We start from the raw sequence: 17980 nt of genomic DNA on the forward strand, positions 1-17980 counted from the left end.
TTAATTGTAATTTTAACGGTAACAACAGTTTATCATGACTGTTCGTTTTTTGATTGATGAATAAACTCCGGCTGATTACCGGAGTTTTTTCATTTAAGACGCATTCATCTTCAAAAAATTTAGCAAATGCTTACTCTACTACGACCCAAAATAATCTTCTTATATTAGGGTATTGACATTCTATGAAATGAAATTTATTGTACCGACACTTATGCTAATGGGCTTTATGCTATTCAACTCCTGCGATAACAAAACATCCTATACCAATTTTATTGACTATCCTACTCCCGTAAATGAAAATCTTTGGATTCAATATACACCCAGTTCTACACTTTTTAAAATCTGGTCACCCACTGCCCAAGAAGTTATATTACGCTTATACAAGAGCGGTAACTCTTCCAAAGCATTATCACAACATCAACTATTGAGTGGAAACAATGGTATTTGGCAGAAAGAAATCAATGGAAATTTAGATGGCGTATACTATACTTACCAAGTAAAAATAAAGGGAGCATGGTTGGCGGAAACCCCCGGAATTTATGCCCAAGCGGTTGGCGTCAACGGAAAAAGGGCCATGGTTTTGGATATGCAAACCACCAACCCCAAAAATTGGGAATTGGACCAAGGCCCTAAATTAAACCACCCCAATGAAGCCATAATTTATGAAATGCATTTGCGCGATCTTACTATACAGGCCCAGTCTGGTATAAAAAACCGTGGTACCTATAACGGTGCTACGGAAATTGGCACCAAAAACCTACAAAACAGGTCCACGGGATTAGACCATATTAAGGAATTGGGTGTTACACATGTGCATCTTTTACCCACTTTTGACCACTATGCAATTGATGAGAGCCAATTAAATATAGAACAGTACAATTGGGGATATGACCCTCATAACTACAATGTACCAGAAGATTCATTCTCAACCGACCCTTATCGTGGAGAAGTACGCATTGCCGAGTTCAAACAAATGGTCAAAAACTTTCATGACCAAAATATAGGTGTTATTATGGATGTTGTTTATAATCATACCGGCAAAACCACTACCTCTAATTTTAATTTGGAAGTTCCAGATTACTATTATCGTCAATGGCAAGATGGCACTTATGCAGACGCAGCAGCTTGCGGCAACGAAACAGCATCGGAAAGAGCAATGATGAGAAAATTCATGTTAGCTTCCATAAAATTCTGGATCAAGGAATATCATATTGACGGATTTAGATTTGACCTCATGGGAATTCATGATATTGAAACCATGAACCAAATTGCTCAAGAAGCAAGAAAAATAAATCCCAATATTATTATTTATGGAGAAGGATGGACAGCAAAAGAATCACCATTACCCGATGAGCAAAGAGCCTTAAAAAAGCATATGCAGCAATTGCCCCACATTGCAGCATTTAACGACGACCTACGTGATGCGTTAAAAGGTTCTGTTTTTGATAATAAAAGTTTAGGTTTTGTCAACGGTGCCTTAAATACTGAAGAGTCCATAAAATTTGGCATAGTAGGGGCTATTTCACATCCACAGATTAATTATTCCAAGGTCAATTATTCAGATGCACCCTACACACTTGCACCTTGGCAATCAATAAACTACGTTTCCTGTCATGATAACCACACACTTTTTGACAAGCTGAAAATTTCAAGACCCAAGGCTGGTATGGACGAACTTATTGCTATGGACAAATTGGCAAATGCCATAGTATTGACTTCACAAGGAACTCCATTTTTACACGCCGGATCAGAAATGTTGCGCACGAAAAAAGGAGCGCATAATTCCTATAACCTTCCGGATAGCATCAACCAACTGGATTGGGACAGAAAACAAAAATTTGAAGATGTATTTGAATATTATAAAAACCTTATTCAACTACGTAAAGCACATCCTGCGTTTGCCATGAAAAATGCCAATGATGTACGCAATCATTTAAAATTTCATCAAATAGGACATCAACATATATCCTTTACACTAGAAAATAATGCCAATGGTGATTACTGGAACACTATTTTAGTAATATATAACGCATCGCCAAAAAAATTAAATTATAAGCTAGACGGAATTTGGCAGCAAGCGGTGTCTGGTAGTACCTTTAACTTAAAAAGTTCACAAATTATAAAGGGTACTATTGAAATCCCGGAAATGTCCATGTATATTGCTTTTAAACAATAATTTTAGCCTTATTAACAACCATATTTCATGAGCTCAGATTCTCAACCCAACAACCCACTTCACGGAGTAAAATTGGTGACCATATTAGAAAAACTTACCGAAAAATATTCATGGGAAGATTTGGCGGGTCAAGTGAACATCAATTGTTTTAAGAAAGACCCCTCAATAAAATCAAGTTTAAAATTTCTGCGCAGGACACCTTGGGCCAGGGAAAAAGTAGAACATTTATATTTACAATCCTTTAAAAAAAATGAGCTTTAACATAGTTCTTATTGAGCCCGAAATACCAAATAATACGGGTAATATTGGCAGACTAGCTTTGGGCACAGGTTCCACATTGCACCTAGTAAAACCTTTTGGTTTTGAGATCAATGACAAAAGATTAAAACGGGCGGGACTAGATTATTGGCAACATTTAAACGTCATAATCTATGAAAACCAACAGGAATTTTTTGAGCATAACAAAGATAAAAAAATGATTTTCTTTTCTGCCTCGGCAACTAAATATCATTGGGAAATAGATTACTATGATGACATGTTCTTGATCTTTGGCAAGGAATCAGTGGGCCTGCCAAAACCATTGTTACAACAACATACAGAGGATACCGTAAAAATACCTTTGTATAGCGATCATATTAGAAGTCTTAACCTGGCCAATGCAGTTGCCATTTCAATTTATGAAGGTTTACGACAATTAGGCCACTAAAATATAGGGTTACTTTGTATATTTAAGTGCAAAATATACAAGATAATGATCAAAACGACCAACCGTCTTTTTTATCTACTTTTTGTTTTCCTATTTCTGGGGTGCAATGTAGAAGAAAAGAATACAAAAAAGCAGCAAGAGATTTCGTTTACAATTCCCGATGGTTTTGAACTTGAAGAAATTTATCACCCTAGCGACCATGAACAGGGATCTTGGGTTGCCTTGGCACAAGGTGAACACAATCAAATGTTTGCTTGTGATCAGTATGGGGAAATCTATCAATTCACCATCCCGGCAAAAGGTAATAAACTAGACCCAAAGAATATAATTCCGTTAGCGCTGAACATTGGAGAAGCACATGGAATGTTATGGGCATTTAACAGTCTATATGTAGCCGTAAACAAAAGATGGAAAGATGACGTGCCGGATGACCAAGAAAAAGGAAGCGGAATTTATCGGATAACGGACCAAGATAATGACGGTAGGTTGGATACGGTTACCATGTTACTCCGTTTAGAGGGTAGCGGTGAACACGGGCCCCATAGCTTTACCCTTTCACCAGATGGTAGCGAAATCTACTTTATTGCGGGCAACCATACCTTAATTCCTGATAAGGTCAAAAAAAACAGCCGTATTCCTACCAATTGGGGCGAGGATAATTTATTCACTCCTTTTCTTGACGCCCGCGGCCATGCAAACGATGTAAAGGCACCAGGCGCATGGATTACCAAATTCAATGAGGACGGTAGCTCCTGGGAACTCATTTCCGTAGGTTTCAGAAATCCTTTTGACCTGGCCTTCAATGCCGATGGGGAGCTGTTCACCTATGATGCCGATATGGAATGGGATATTGGTATGCCTTGGTATAGACCTACTAGAATCTGCCACGTCACCAGTGCTAGCGAATATGGTTGGAGAACAGGTTCAGGTAAATGGCCTTCTTATTATCCTGACAATCTTCCTGCCGTACATAATTTGGAACAGGGTTCACCTACTGCCGTTCTATCTACCTCAACATTAAATTTTCCGGAAAAATATACCAATGGACTTCTAGCAATGGATTGGAGTTTTGGAACCGTATACTTTATAGACCTAAAACCAAAAGGAAGTTCATACGAAGCTAAAAGGGAAGAATTCCTATCTGGCACTCCATTACCGTTAACAGATATGATTGCAGGCAATGACGGTAACGTCTATTTTGCCACTGGTGGAAGACGGTTAGATTCGCGATTATATAGATTAAGTTATACCAATGAGACAATCGTCCAGAACAATCCTAAGAATACGGATGGGACCGCGGCACGTAATCTTCGCAAGGAACTGGAAAAATATCATGGCGTGGCTTCGTTGAAAGGTACAGAGTTGGCTTGGGACAACTTGGATAATTCAGACCGTTTTATACGGTATGCAGCCAGAATAGTATTAGAGCACCAACCTTTGGAAACTTGGTTACCAACATTTAAAAATGAAACAAATACTCGCAAAATCATTGAAGCTAGTATTGCTTTAAGCCGCAAAGGCCTTACCGAAAATCAATCCTTTATATTGAACAAATTACAGGGTATAACGCTGCCAGACCTTGACAATAGTACGCTATTGGATGCCTTAAGGGCTTATTCCATAAACTTTATTAGATTAGGTAAACCAGACAATAGAGACCAACAAAGTTTGGCCCGCACCCTAGCGCCCTTATTTCCTGCAAGTTCAAATGCCGTAAGTAAAGAACTTGCCCAACTTTTATTATTCTTGGACGAAAAAAATACGGTTAAAAAACTCGTGGAACGTTTAGAGTTCCATACCGCACAAAAAACCGTAACCGAAGGGGTGAAAATGCTTTCTGAAGAAGTTACGACGCGCAGTGAAGAATATGGCCCCTTGATCAGGGACGTCATCTCCAAAATGCCACCAAGCGAAGCTATTTTTTATGGAATGTTATTGAGCAATGCAAAAGAAGGTTGGAACAAGGATTTAAGAACACGCTATTTTTCCTGGTATTTTGATGTACTTGGTTCAAATGGCGGTAGAAGCTTTAAGGGGTATATGGAAAATGTACGCCAAAGGGCCATGGTCAATGTTCCAAAGAAAGATCGGGATTATTTTCAAGAAATTTCCGGTGTCTATTCCCCATCTAGTGCAGTTGCCGAAATTCCCCAACCTATTGGACCCGGAAAAATATATACAGGTGAGGATATGGGAGATATTGTTTGGGGAGGCTTGGACAACTATAAAGGTAATATTGAAAATGGCAAAAGGGCATTTGCCGCAGCAACATGTATTCTATGCCATAGAATGCATGGCGAAGGGGGTGCGGCTGGCCCAGACCTTACCCAGGCTCATACCAAATTCAGTACCTATGATTTGTTTTTTGCTATTTATAGTCCAAATGATGAGATTTCCGACCAATATGCAAACACGCTATTTCATTTAAATGACAATACCAAGATTGCCGGTAGAGTTAAATCTGAAGTTGGCGACTCTATAGTCATTTTACCTAATCCGTTCAATGAAAATTATACCATTGGTATCGCCAAAAGTAATATTGTAAAAAAAGAGCTTTCACCTGTTTCCCCAATGCCTCCAGGGTTATTGAACAGATTGAACAAACAAGAAGTTGCGGATTTATTCGCCTATATCATTTCCGGTGGAGATTCTTCTCATGAAATCTATAATGTCGACAATAATGATTAAATTCAGTGTTTTCCAAAGCGTCATTTTCAACTACAGGTCCTTAATTTCTAAATTAAAATGTTTATATCGATTACCTTCAATCTGTGTCCTAATGCTATTACTATTTAACATTCATTGCAAGACCGAAAAAAAGACCGAAAACATCCAAATTAAAAATATACAGGACCAAGCCCAAACGTTTACCACTCCTATGGGTAAGGAATTCAAGATTGAAATCCCATCCCAAAAAATATTGGACCAATACACTGAAGCTAAAGCTACCTACGAAAAATATCCGGACAGCATAGAAACAATAATATGGTACGGTAGGAGAACGGCCTATCTTGGACTTTATGATGATGCCATTACCGTTTATTCCAAGGGAATAGCACAATTTCCCAATGAACCTAGATTATATAGGCATCGCGGTCATAGGTATATCTCCGTTCGCAAATTTGATGAAGCCATAGCGGATTTGGAGTATGCAGGTAAATTAATTGATGGGACAGTGAATACGATTGAACCGGATGGGATGCCCAATGCCAAAAATATTCCCGTAAGTACGCTACATGGCAATATATGGTATCATTTGGGACTTGCCTATTACTTAAGACATGATTATGAAAAAGCATTTGATGCCTATGTAAAATGTAGAAAATCCGGCTCATTACCAGATAATATTGTCTCTAGTACCCATTGGCTATATATGATTCAACGCAGATTAGGAAACAAAGAATTGGCCAATGAAATGTTACGACCAATTACCCCACATATGGATGTCATTGAAAATCAGAGTTATTATCGACTATGCCAACTTTATAAGAATATGGTTCCTGTAGATTCCTTACTACAAATTGGTACAGGAAACCCATCTAACGATGCTCTTTCCTACGGGGTAGCCAATTGGTATTTCTATAATGGGGATAAGAAAACGGCCAAAAAATTAATGACTGACCTAGTAGAGAGTTCCACATGGAGTTCATTTGGATATATTGCTGCCGAAAGTGACCTTTTACATTATTTTCAAAAGTGATTACATTATTCTAGGAGAACTCAAATCCTTACTTTTGTATGAACGTTTAACCCATAGAAAATGAGCAAGACATTAATAGCCCCTTCACTTCTGGCAGCAGATTTCGGTAATTTACAACGAGATGTGGAAATGGTGAATGCAAGTGAAGCAGACTGGCATCATATTGATGTTATGGATGGGGTATTTGTCCCCAATATTTCTTACGGTATGCCTGTTTTAAAAGCAATTCAACAACACGCTACAAAACCGTTGGATGTTCATTTAATGATTGTGGATCCTGACCGCTATATTGAGGAATTTGCACGCTTAGGAGCGGCACACTTGACCGTTCACTATGAAGCTTGTCCACATTTGCACAGAACCCTTCAAGCAATTAAATCCCACGGTATGAAAGCTGGGGTAGCCATTAATCCCCATACCAACGTGCAACTGTTGGAAGACACCATTAAGGATATTGATATTGTAATCATTATGAGTGTAAACCCCGGTTTTGGTGGTCAGTCGTTTATAGAAAACACCTATGATAAAATAAAGTCATTGAAAGCATTGATCACCAAAAAAAATGCTTCTACATTAATAGAGATTGATGGTGGCGTTACTACAAATAATGCGCAGAAATTGGTAGCTGCAGGTGCAGACATATTAGTGGCAGGGAGTTTTGTTTTTAAAAGTCAAGACCCCCAAGCAACCATAAAAGCGCTGAAGGGATGAAAACAGCATATGACCTTATCATCATTGGTGGCGGACCTATAGGAATTGCATGTGGATTGGAAGCCAAAAAAAACGGTCTGGATTACCTCATTTTAGAAAAAGGCCCTATAGTAAACTCTTTGTTTCATTATCCCACCAATATGCAATTTTTTTCTTCTTCTGAAAAATTGGAGATTGATGAAATACCTTTTATAAGTAAAGAGGCCAAACCCAAAAGGGATGAAGCTTTGGAATACTACAGACGTATCGTTACTTCTAACAAATTGAACATGCATTTGTTCGAAAAAGTAGAAAGTGTAAAGAAAGAAGCTAATACATTTACTATTATATCATCCAAAAACAAATACAACAGTAATCATATTGTATTGGCCACCGGATTTTACGACATCCCCAATCTATTGAACATTCCCGGGGAAAATTTAGACAAGGTTGCACACTATTATGACAACCCTCATTACTACTCCGGTCAAAAAGTTGCGGTAGTAGGGGCAAGCAATTCTGCTATTGACGCCGCACTTGAATGTTGGCGAAAAGGTGCTGAAGTCACATTGGTCATTCGTGGTGATGAAGTTGGGCAACGTGTAAAATATTGGGTAAGACCAGATATCATTAATAGAATTGAGGAAGGTAGCATTAAGGCTTATTACAAATCTACACTTGTATGTGTAGAAGAACACACAATAACACTTCAAGTAGAAGGTAAGGAAATAAGCATCAAAAATGATTTTGTACTAGCATTAACAGGTTACAAACCAAATTTCCACTTTTTGGAGTTGTTGGGCGTTCACATAAGTCATGATGATAAAAAGCTGCCACAATATGACCCTGAAAGTATGGAAACCAATGTGGAAGGGCTTTACTTGGCGGGCGTTATCTGTGGCGGTATGGAAACCCATAAATGGTTTATAGAAAACTCAAGGGTTCACGCCAAATTAATTGTTAAGGATATACTTTCAAAACAATCCGTGTAATTTCTAATTTTAAAAAAAAGCATTGGCTTCCTGTCAACCAATGCTTTTTTGAGTATAAAACTATTATTGCCATCCACCCCCTAGAGCTTCATATAAGTCTACTATAGACTGTAACCTGGCATACTTTGTTCCGGTAAGGTCCAAGTTGGTACTCAAGGTATTTTGTCTAGCATTCAAAACTTCCAAATAATTGGCTAAACCATTATCCAATAATTCTTGTGAATATTCCCTGGCCACGGTATATGCCTCATATTCTTTTTGTTTCACCTTAATTTTATCCAATGCCGCATTATAGGAATAAAGTGCATCTGAAACCTCTTTGGATGCATTGAGCAATGTATATTTAAACTGTAACTTGGCTTGTTCTTGGTTTGCTTTGGCAACTTCATACTGGGTCTTTATCTTTCTTCCGTTCAATAGTGGTTGGGTCAATCCCCCTACTATGGTGGTGAATAAGGAACTGGAATCAAACAACTTATCAAAATCCAAGCTTTGGAGTCCGACGTTGGCGGTCAGAGTCAAAGAAGGGTAGAAATTACTACGCGCCACATTGCTCAGTTCAAAGGAATTCAACAATGCATACTCCGCGGCTATAACATCTGGTCTATTCGCCAAAAGTTCATATGGCACTCCTGTTTTTAAAGGAGTAGAAATTTTCTGTTCATCTAAACTGCTACGGGCAATATCCTTAGGCTCACTTCCCAGTAAAATGGACAAAGAATTTTCCAATAAACGTACATTGTTCTTTAAATCGATTAAAATTGCTTGGGCGGTATACAATTGGGCTTCGGTCTGCTTTACCCCGACTTCCGTAACATTTCCGGCCTCCTTTAAGGCTTTTGTAGTCTCCAAACCGCTTTCCCTTGTCGCTATGGTCAATTCAGTAATGGCAATCTGCTCATCCAGACTTAACAATTGATAATATAACGAAGCTATACTTGCTACCAATCTGCTCTTTACAGCCTTGTGCGCAGCTACGGATTGTAAATATGTAGCCTCATTGGCTCGTTTGTTACTTCTTATTTTTCCCCAAATATCCGCTTCCCAAGACAATCCACCGCTTAATTGATATTGGTCCAATCTATCAAACTGTCCTCCAAATTGACTATTGGCAGAAAGCTCATTGTGGGTATATTGTGCAGAAGCGCTTAGCGTAGGCAAATAACCTGCCTTACCTTGCTTTAAATATGCCTCGGCAATCATAATTTGCTGAATGGCCTCCCTAATATCTATGTTATTGGTTAAGCCTTCTTCTATATATCCCTGCAATACTGGGTCCGTAAATAGCTGTTTCCAAGAAATGGCGGCTATAGAAACACTATCCTTTTGTAATGAATCGGTCCTAAAGTATTGGGAGTTCAATAATTCACTTTCCGGACGCTCATAAGTTTTCGCCGAAAAGCAGGATACCAATAATAACGGTAATATTATTACGCTTGTAATTCTTATAATCTTTGAAAATTTCATATGCTTACAATTATTCTGCATTTTCTAATTGGTTTGAACTTGGGGCTCCACTTACTTTTTCCTGTAACCATTGAAAAAGAATAAACAAAATGGGAATTACGAACACTCCCGTAACGGTTCCTATCAATAACCCGCCTACGGCTCCCGTACCGATAGACCTGTTGCCAGCGGCACCAACTCCATTTGCCAATACCAGCGGCATTAGACCAAGGATAAATGCAAACGAGGTCATTAGGATTGGACGCAATCGTGATTCTGCCCCCTGCATTGCCGCATTTACGATACTAATACCTTCACGCCTTCGCTGCAAGGCAAATTCTACAATCAAAATAGCATTCTTGGCCAATAGGCCCACAAGCATAATCAAGGCAATTTGAAAGTAAATATTGTTTTGAAGGCCTGCCAATTGAGTGGTGAAATATGCCCCAAACACCCCTAACGGTAGGGAAAGCAAAACCGAAAACGGGATGAGATAACTTTCATATTGTGCGGCCAATAAAAAGTACACAAATACCAAGGACAATAAAAAGATTGTCGTCGTCTGGTCACCTGCATTGACTTCTTCCCTTGTAAGACCTGAATAGGCAGTGGTATAATTTACGGGTAGGGTAGCCGCAACCTCTTCCACTGCCGCAATGGCATCACCGGTACTAAAACCTGGATTGGTGGCCGCCGTAATTTTGGTAGAGTTAAACAGATTGAACCGAGTAACAGATTGGGGACCGTATACCCTTTTCATGGTAATGAACTCCGTTATGGGCGTCATTACTCCTGCATTGGTCCTTACATACATTTGGTCTAGATTGCCAATTCCTGCACGGTCTTCTGGCAATGCCTGCACATAGACCCTATATTGTTTTCCAAACCTTGAAAAATCCGATGCAAAAATACTTCCTATATATCCTTGTAATGTTGAAAAGATACTGCTTACGGAAACTCCTAATTCTTTGGTCCTGGGTACGTTAAGCTCTAGCTCATACTGTGGATATTTAGTGTTAAAGGATGACTGCGCATATTGTATTTCGGGACGCTGCATCAATTTGGCAATAAATTCCTGATTGGTTTTATCCAAATCCTCAAAACTGCCACTGGACTGGTCCAACAAGTTTACCTCTACACCTGCGGAATTTCCAAAACCTGGTATACTAGGTGGTGCAAAGAAAATGATGTTCGCTTCAGGTATGCTAGCCGCTGCCCCAAACATTTGTGCGGTAATATTCTGGATGGACAATGAATCTGTACTACGTTCGTCCCAATCCTGTAAACGAACAAATCCTAGGCCATAATTACTTCCCGAACCCCCTAAAAAACTTCGGCCTTCAATTACAGAGCCTTCCAAAACGCCAGGTATTTGTTTTAACTTGGCATACAGTTCCTGATTAACGGCATGGGTTCTATCTATGGATGAACCTGCAGGCAATTCTACATTGATAAATACAATGGCCCTATCCTCATCAGGTACAAATCCGGTTTTGACATTGCCAGATGACCACCAAATACCCACAACGGCCAAAATCAATATGACAGCGGTTACCCATTTATTCTTATATAAAAAATGTACCGCTTTACCATACTTTTGGGTAGTAGCCTTAAAACCGGCGTTAAATGCATCGAAGAATCGTTGTATAAAATTTTTGCTTTTTTCATGTTCCTCTTTATGCGGCTTTAACAAAAGGGCACACAATGCCGGTGACAACGTCAATGCATTTACTGCGGAAATCATAATGGCCACGATTAAGGTTACCCCAAATTGCTCATAGAAAACCCCGGTAGGACCTTGTACAAAAGTTACCGGAATAAATACTGCGGCCATGACCAAAGTAATGGATATGATAGCTCCTGATATTTCGTTCATTGCCGTAATAGTGGCCTTTTTGGCATCCTGTGCCCCTTCGTCCAATTTTGCGTGTACGGCTTCTACCACTACAATGGCATCATCTACCACAATACCTATGGCCAATACTAAAGCAAACAAGGTTAACAGGTTTACTGAATATCCAAAGAGATTTAAAAAGAAAAATGTACCTATAATGGACACGGGCACCGCTATGGCAGGAATTAAGGTGGACCTGAAATCCTGAAGGAAAATAAATACAACCAAGAATACCAATAAAAATGCCTCTATCAATGTACTGACCACCTTTTCTATAGATGCGTTCAAAAAATTGTTGGTATTATAGGGGATAAAGATTTCCATACCCTCTGGCATATTTTGTTCTATGATTTCCAATTTACCCTCTATGGCATTGATAATGTCACTGGCATTGGAACCTTTGGTCTGAAAAATACCCATATTCACTGCCGGATGGCCGGAAGTCGTAGAACCGGACGCATAGGATTGTGCCCCTAATTCAATATCCGCAATATCCTCTAACCGTAAAAAACGTCCGTTATCCAGTGCTTTTACGATAATATTGCTGTACTGTTCCTCGGTTTTAAAACGGCCGGAATATTTAATGGTGTAACTAAAGGCCTGTCCATCATTTTCACCCAAAGAACCTGCCGCAGCTTCTAAACTTTGTTCATTCAACACAGCTGTTACATCTGATGGTATAAGTCCATAAGCGGCCAATTTTTCCGGTTGCAACCAAATACGCATGGCATAGTCCTTAGAGCCAAATACGTTAACATTACCAACTCCGTTAACACGTTGAAATTCAGGTATGACATTTATTTTTAAGTAATTCTGAATAAATGTTTCATCATAATCCGGATTACTGCTATAGAATGACAAAAACATTAATGCACTGGTCTGCTGCTTTTGTGTGGTTACCCCTGTCTGGATAACAGCTTGGGGTAAAAATGCATTTGCACGGGCCACCCTGTTCTGCACATTAACGGCCGCAATATCCGGGTCCACATCTTGGTCGAAAAATACATCAATGGATGCTGTACCACTATTGGTGGCCGTAGAGGTCAAATAGTTCATACCCTCTACCCCATTTATTTGCTCTTCCAACGGAATAATAACACTTTCCAATATGGTCTCTGCACTTGCACCGGGATAACTAGCACTGACGTTTATAGTGGGTGGTGCTATATCAGGGTATTGGGTAATGGGCAACGTATATAACCCCAAGACTCCTAGAATTACGATAATAATGGATATAACCGTAGATAAAACGGGACGTTCTATAAATTTTTTTAACATGTTCTTTTGGTATTTGGGTATTTATCTAAATACTTTTTGCATTGGCGTGGCTATGCTATCAAAGACAACGGGTTGCGGTATGATTTTGGTTTCACCCCTGATCTTATCCACTCCTGTCGCCACTATTTCATCGCCCTTCTGTATTCCACCATCCACTAAATAAAGATTATCCACAGCTGTTATAATAGAGATAGATGTGGAAACGGCCATACTATCCTTTTCGGAAACCTTATATACATATGTACTTCCCTGGCGTTCAAATGTACTTTCTTTGGGAACCACCAATACATTCTTAAAACGTTTTGGTATCTGTATCTTGGCGCTATTGCCATTACTTAAAATTCTTGAGGTGTTTTTAAATTTGGCCCTAAACGTAATTGCCCCCGTAGATTCATCTACTTGGGAATTTATAGTCTCAATAGTTCCTTCTTCATCATAAACACGACCATTGGCCAATACCAGCTTAACCTTAGGAAGATTATTTATTTTTTCTGATATATCATTACCTTCGGTATCCTGTATAAAATCCAAATAATCTTTTTCATTCATGGAGAAATAGGCAAAAACTTCACTTATATCAGCAACGGTGGTCAATGCTTGCTGGTCACTTGGGCTTACCAACGCCCCTCTTCTAAAGCGTATAGAACCTACAAAACCATTCACCGGACTTTTAATGTTACCGTAATTTATATTTGCATTTACGGCATTGTAGGTACTTTGGGCCTGCTGAAGCTTGGCCTTGGCGGATTCAAGTTGTACGTTACTGATGATATTTTTTTCAACCAAAGGTTTTAATTTGTCCACTTCTACTTGAGCCGCATTTACATTGGCACTTGCAGCGGCGGCATCTTGTGAAAGGGATTGGGTTTCTAACCTAAAGAGCACTTCTCCCTTTCTTACTTTTTGACCTTCATCTACCAAAACATCGGTTATATAACCGGAAATCTTGGCCCTGACCTCACTATTTACTATACCTTCTATACTTGCTGGATATGTAGTATAAGAGGTTACATCCTTTGTAGGTATGGTAACTACTTCAAAAGGCTTGGCCACGGCCAAAGGCCCTTGGGTTTTACCCCCATCCCCACATGCGACAAAGAAGATTAATGGTATTGCTACTATAGAAAGTTTTATTTTATTCATTTTTTTGATATGTTGGATTGAATTAATTCTTGTCTTGAAATTCATTAATTTTCAGTATAGCTTGTTCCAAATTGTCTCTTTCTGATTGTAGGTAGGTAAGGAAAATACTGCCTATATATCCTTTTTCCTGATATTTTACCGGATTGTTGTTCTTATTGAAGGTATTTACTTTTTCCGCAATCTTTAGCTCTTTGGATACCGATTCCATACGCTCTTGTAGCATATTTTTAATATAACTGCCATTGTTTCTGAAATAGCGTTTTCTATCCCCAGTTCTAGTATAGTATTCAACGAACTTTAATGAAACCAGCAAATTCAAGTTTGTACTTACGGAACTTTTGCTATTTTGGGTTATCTCCATTAATTCATCAAAAGTATACCCATCCGAAGAGGTCAAAACCAAGATAGAATAAATACGAGCTGATAATGGTGTAAGCTTATGGCGTGCCTGAAAGAACAAACCCAATTCTTCTACCAAATCCTTTTTTTCCTGTGAACAAATACCCATAACATTATTTTAAAAAGCAAAACTATAATTTAGTTCGTTAAGTTCCGAACCAATCATTATAAATATATGTTAATTAATTTTTCCCATAGAAATAGCATGGTAAGCTAGGTTCTTTGGATCCGCACATACTATTAAAAACAATAGTTTAAGGCTTTATACGTTATTAATAAATAATTTTCTCCCCACAATAAATTAGAACTATGATATTTTTTGGAACAGGTTCGGCCAATATTGCCAGTATAAAAACCAGATATATTAACTGTCAACATTGCAAGAATGAAGACACCATCTATATTAATATATTCCGGAAACATTTTCATATTTTCTGGATTCCCGTATTTCCATTTATAAAAAGTGGAAACTCCTTCTGCAGTCACTGCAAACAAGTTTTAAAACCGAAGGAAATGCCCGATCAACTACAACTACAATACAAAAACATTAAAGGCAATGTCAAAGGTCCTACTTGGCAGTTTTCCGGACTTTTACTTTTAATATGCCTTTTTGGCTTAATAATTTACACAACTGGTAGAGATAAATTAAACACCAAGCTATATTTATCCGAACCTGAAATTGGCGATATTTATAAGTATCGTGTATATAACGGAAATTACTCTACAATGAAATTGGTAAGCATTACCCAAGATAGTCTGTTTCTTTCGTTGAACGATTATGAGATTTCCAAACGTTCACGTATTTATAAAATAGATAAACCGGAAAACTATCCCGATACTTACTTTGGCTACTCAAAACACGAAATATCCTTAATGGAAAAAGACGGTACTATTTTAGAAATCAATAGAGATTAAGTCTGTGACCCAATAATATAAAAAGCCACATCCTAAAGATGTGGCTTTTTTACTAGTGACCCCGGAGGGATTCAAACCCCCAACCCTCAGAGCCGAAATCTGATGCGCTATTCAGTTGCGCCACGGAGCCAGTTTCTATTTAAAACCGAATGATAAGTATCATTCTTTATATTTAGTTTATGCCAACTTTCTTTTTACGATGGAAGATATTAATTTACCATCCGCCTGTCCGGCAAGTTCCTTAGATACAATACCCATTACTTTACCCATGTCTTTCATTCCGGTAGCTCCTACCGAATCAATGGTCTGTACCACTACTTTCTCTACTTCCTCTTCCGTAAGTTGTTCCGGTAAAAATTGTTCTATAACGGCAATTTGCGCCAATTCTGGATCAGCAAGATCCTGTCTTCCCTGCTCTATAAAAATTGCTGCACTATCCTTTCGCTGCTTTACCAGTTTCTGAACTATTTTTATTTCATCATCTTCCGTAATTTCACCCCCACCACTGGTATTTGCCACCAACAAAGCGGACTTTATAGCTCTAAGAGATTCCAAGGCAACCGAATCTTTGGCTTTCATAGCCAATTTCAACTGTTCCATAACCTTTTGCTGTAAACCCATAGCTTTTATATTTTGGATTGCGAAGATAAAAAATAAACCCGAAAACCATTACGGATTTCGGGTTTAAAATAGCTGTGCCATTTACGTTCCTTAATCTACATTATCATGTAAAAAAGAATTATTGGAACGCAATTGGATCTCGTCGTTACTATCATCGCTTAACGAGGTTCTAGAGATTTTCTTTTCCCTTGGGGCATCATTTAAATGAATTCCCTGTCTTTGATAAGCCGGTTTGTTCTCATCATAGGAACTTGGCTTTGTATTTTTAAAATTATAATTATAATCCTTTAATTTTCTTCTACGATCATCTGCCCTTTCCCTCAATAATTCCTCTATTGGAGTTTCCATTGGATCTAAAGGAGCATCGGTAGGTCTTTCTTCCCTAACTGGAGCAACCGTTCTCTTCTCAAAAATCAATTCGTCCTCCACTATTTTCGGTTCAAATTCCTCTGCCTTAGACTTTGCACCGGTCAGCTTGCTTTCCAATTTCATATAGTCATCTAGGCTATAGCGCTTTTCCCCATTTTTATTATATTCCAGAACAGGAATGATCTCTATACTATCCTTGACGTCCAAATCCTTAACTTCATCATTAAGGTTAAAGGTGATAACATTCTCTTTTTCCTCTTCCCTGGATGGCATATCAAAATTAAAGGCAATTTCCTCGTCATGATCTCTGGCCTTTAAAACCTCTGGATCTACAACTTCAATATTTCTTGCGGCAGTATCTACGATTACAAAATCATCTTCGGAGACGTTTTCTGCCACTACCTCCTCATAAAACACATTAAAATTCTTAATGTAGTTCGTGGTAGGTATCAAATCAAATTCCGCTTCGTCAACAAATTGATATTTAGATACGGGCTTTACTTCCTCCTCTTCCTCATCCATCTCCAAGGTATGTACGGTTTTGGTATTGGATAGCAACATTGCCTCGGCACGTTGGCCGTCCTCTAAGGTATGGATGATTTTTTTTGACTCCGTATTTACAATATCATCCTGTTGCTCTATATTAAAACCCGTGGCAATTACCGTTACGGCAATAGCCTCTCCTAAACTTTCATCCTCACCGACACCCATAATGATGTTGGCGCCATAACCTGCCTCTATTTGGATATGATCGTTGATCTCTCCAATTTCATCGATCGTAATTTCCTGAGCCCCAGAAACGATTAACAGCAATACGTTTTTAGCTCCTTGAATCTTATTATCGTTCAACAAGGGCGAATCCAATGCTTTCATGATCGCTTCGTTGGCACGTGCCGATCCAGATGCAATAGCGGACCCCATTATAGCGGTTCCACTATTGGACAATACGGTCTTGGCATCACGTAAATCTATATTCTGTGTATAGTGATGCGTAATTACCTCTGCAATACCCCTAGCGGCCGTTGCCAATACTTCGTCCGCTTTGGAAAAACCAGCTTTAAAACCAAGGTTACCATATACCTCCCTTAGTTTATTGTTGTTAATAACAATCAGCGAATCAACATTTTTACGTAGTTTTTCAATACCGCGATGCGCTTGGTCTACACGCATTTTACCTTCAAACTGAAATGGCATGGTTACGATACCAACGGTAAGAACATCCATTTCTTTTGCGAATTTTGCAATGACGGGAGCAGCACCAGTTCCTGTTCCCCCACCCATACCAGCAGTAATGAATATCATTTTTGTCGTAGAATCCAACATACCCTTTATCTCCTCCATGCTTTCCATGGCGGCCTGTTCCCCAACCTCAGGATTGGCACCAGCACCCAAACCTTCCGTTAACGAAACGCCCAATTGAATCTTATTGGGCACCGGACTATTATCCAAAGCTTGTGAGTCGGTATTACAGATTACAAAATCCACTCCGTTAATTCCTGCCTGGAACATGTGGTTAATGGCATTGCTACCGCCACCACCTACTCCAATGACCTTTATAACGTTACTTTGATTCTTTGGCAAATCAAAAGAGATATTATCAAATTCGCTGTTCTTACTCATATTCTAATTATTACTGGTTTGTATTATGTTG

15 protein-coding genes and 1 tRNA gene are annotated in these 17980 nt (G+C 38.8%); 8 read left to right on the forward strand and 8 right to left on the reverse strand.

Features of this window, described 5'->3' with window-relative positions:
• Positions 1 to 187 precede the first annotated feature (187 nt).
• The 7 genes from pulA to Q2T41_RS04865 all read left to right on the forward strand — a co-directional run bounded on the left by pulA (position 188) and on the right by Q2T41_RS04865 (position 8264).
• Positions 188 to 2176, forward strand: coding sequence for a type I pullulanase (pulA, locus tag Q2T41_RS04835; RefSeq protein ID WP_304435150.1), 1989 nt, complete (start codon positions 188 to 190; stop codon positions 2174 to 2176).
• Between the two features lie 27 nt (positions 2177 to 2203).
• Complete coding sequence (locus Q2T41_RS04840; protein ID WP_304435151.1) at positions 2204 to 2437, forward strand: VF530 family protein; 234 nt, start codon at positions 2204 to 2206, stop codon at positions 2435 to 2437.
• Positions 2427 to 2882: a tRNA (cytidine(34)-2'-O)-methyltransferase gene (locus tag Q2T41_RS04845; protein ID WP_304435152.1), complete on the forward strand. Its 456-nt coding sequence runs from the start codon at positions 2427 to 2429 to the stop codon at positions 2880 to 2882. Before Q2T41_RS04840 ends, Q2T41_RS04845 begins: the two co-directional genes overlap by 11 nt.
• A 45-nt stretch (positions 2883 to 2927) precedes the next feature.
• Positions 2928 to 5570, forward strand: coding sequence for a c-type cytochrome (locus tag Q2T41_RS04850; protein WP_304435153.1), 2643 nt, complete (start codon positions 2928 to 2930; stop codon positions 5568 to 5570).
• Between the two features lie 91 nt (positions 5571 to 5661).
• Positions 5662 to 6582 (forward strand): tetratricopeptide repeat protein, encoded by a 921-nt coding sequence (locus tag Q2T41_RS04855; RefSeq protein ID WP_304435154.1) that lies wholly within the window; start codon positions 5662 to 5664, stop codon positions 6580 to 6582.
• Positions 6583 to 6642: 60 nt separating this feature from the next.
• Positions 6643 to 7293 carry a ribulose-phosphate 3-epimerase gene (rpe, locus tag Q2T41_RS04860; protein WP_304435155.1) on the forward strand — a complete coding sequence of 217 codons (651 nt, stop codon included), beginning with the start codon at positions 6643 to 6645 and terminating at the stop codon, positions 7291 to 7293.
• Positions 7290 to 8264 (forward strand): YpdA family putative bacillithiol disulfide reductase, encoded by a 975-nt coding sequence (locus Q2T41_RS04865; RefSeq protein WP_304435156.1) that lies wholly within the window; start codon positions 7290 to 7292, stop codon positions 8262 to 8264. Before rpe ends, Q2T41_RS04865 begins: the two co-directional genes overlap by 4 nt.
• 63 nt (positions 8265 to 8327) lie before the next feature.
• Here the strand turns inward: Q2T41_RS04865 and Q2T41_RS04870 are convergent, their stop codons facing one another.
• The 5 genes from Q2T41_RS04870 to Q2T41_RS04890 all read right to left on the reverse strand — a co-directional run bounded on the left by Q2T41_RS04870 (position 8328) and on the right by Q2T41_RS04890 (position 14919).
• Entirely contained in the window at positions 8328 to 9752 is a 1425-nt protein-coding gene (locus tag Q2T41_RS04870; protein WP_436798781.1) for a TolC family protein, read from the reverse strand.
• On the reverse strand, positions 9742 to 12882 hold the full coding sequence (locus Q2T41_RS04875; protein ID WP_304435157.1) for an efflux RND transporter permease subunit: 3141 nt from the start codon (positions 12880 to 12882) through the stop codon (positions 9742 to 9744). The genes Q2T41_RS04870 and Q2T41_RS04875 overlap by 11 nt, the downstream gene beginning before the upstream one ends.
• A gap of 21 nt (positions 12883 to 12903) precedes the next feature.
• The gene (locus tag Q2T41_RS04880) at positions 12904 to 14025 is read right to left on the reverse strand and encodes an efflux RND transporter periplasmic adaptor subunit (protein ID WP_304435158.1); all 1122 of its coding nucleotides are present in this window, start codon (positions 14023 to 14025) and stop codon (positions 12904 to 12906) included.
• A gap of 22 nt (positions 14026 to 14047) precedes the next feature.
• On the reverse strand, positions 14048 to 14533 hold the full coding sequence (locus Q2T41_RS04885; protein ID WP_304435159.1) for a GbsR/MarR family transcriptional regulator: 486 nt from the start codon (positions 14531 to 14533) through the stop codon (positions 14048 to 14050).
• Between the two features lie 131 nt (positions 14534 to 14664).
• Complete coding sequence (locus tag Q2T41_RS04890) at positions 14665 to 14919, reverse strand: hypothetical protein (RefSeq protein ID WP_304435160.1); 255 nt, start codon at positions 14917 to 14919, stop codon at positions 14665 to 14667.
• An 18-nt stretch (positions 14920 to 14937) separates the two neighbouring features.
• Here Q2T41_RS04890 and Q2T41_RS04895 point away from each other — a divergent pair, with 18 nt between their 5' ends.
• On the forward strand, positions 14938 to 15339 hold the full coding sequence (locus tag Q2T41_RS04895) for a hypothetical protein (RefSeq protein ID WP_304435161.1): 402 nt from the start codon (positions 14938 to 14940) through the stop codon (positions 15337 to 15339).
• A gap of 56 nt (positions 15340 to 15395) precedes the next feature.
• Here the strand turns inward: Q2T41_RS04895 and Q2T41_RS04900 are convergent.
• From Q2T41_RS04900 to ftsZ, 3 genes are all read right to left on the reverse strand, one after another.
• Positions 15396 to 15469, reverse strand: a tRNA-Arg gene (locus tag Q2T41_RS04900).
• 47 nt (positions 15470 to 15516) lie between these two features.
• The gene (locus Q2T41_RS04905; protein WP_304435162.1) at positions 15517 to 15960 is read right to left on the reverse strand and encodes a GatB/YqeY domain-containing protein; all 444 of its coding nucleotides are present in this window, start codon (positions 15958 to 15960) and stop codon (positions 15517 to 15519) included.
• A gap of 90 nt (positions 15961 to 16050) precedes the next feature.
• Positions 16051 to 17949 carry a cell division protein FtsZ gene (ftsZ, locus tag Q2T41_RS04910; RefSeq protein WP_089262320.1) on the reverse strand — a complete coding sequence of 633 codons (1899 nt, stop codon included), beginning with the start codon at positions 17947 to 17949 and terminating at the stop codon, positions 16051 to 16053.
• Between the last annotated feature and the right edge of the window lie 31 nt (positions 17950 to 17980).

The organism is Maribacter confluentis (genome assembly GCF_030505015.1).
In the GTDB taxonomy this organism is placed as follows: Bacteria; Bacteroidota; Bacteroidia; order Flavobacteriales; family Flavobacteriaceae; genus Maribacter; species Maribacter sedimenticola.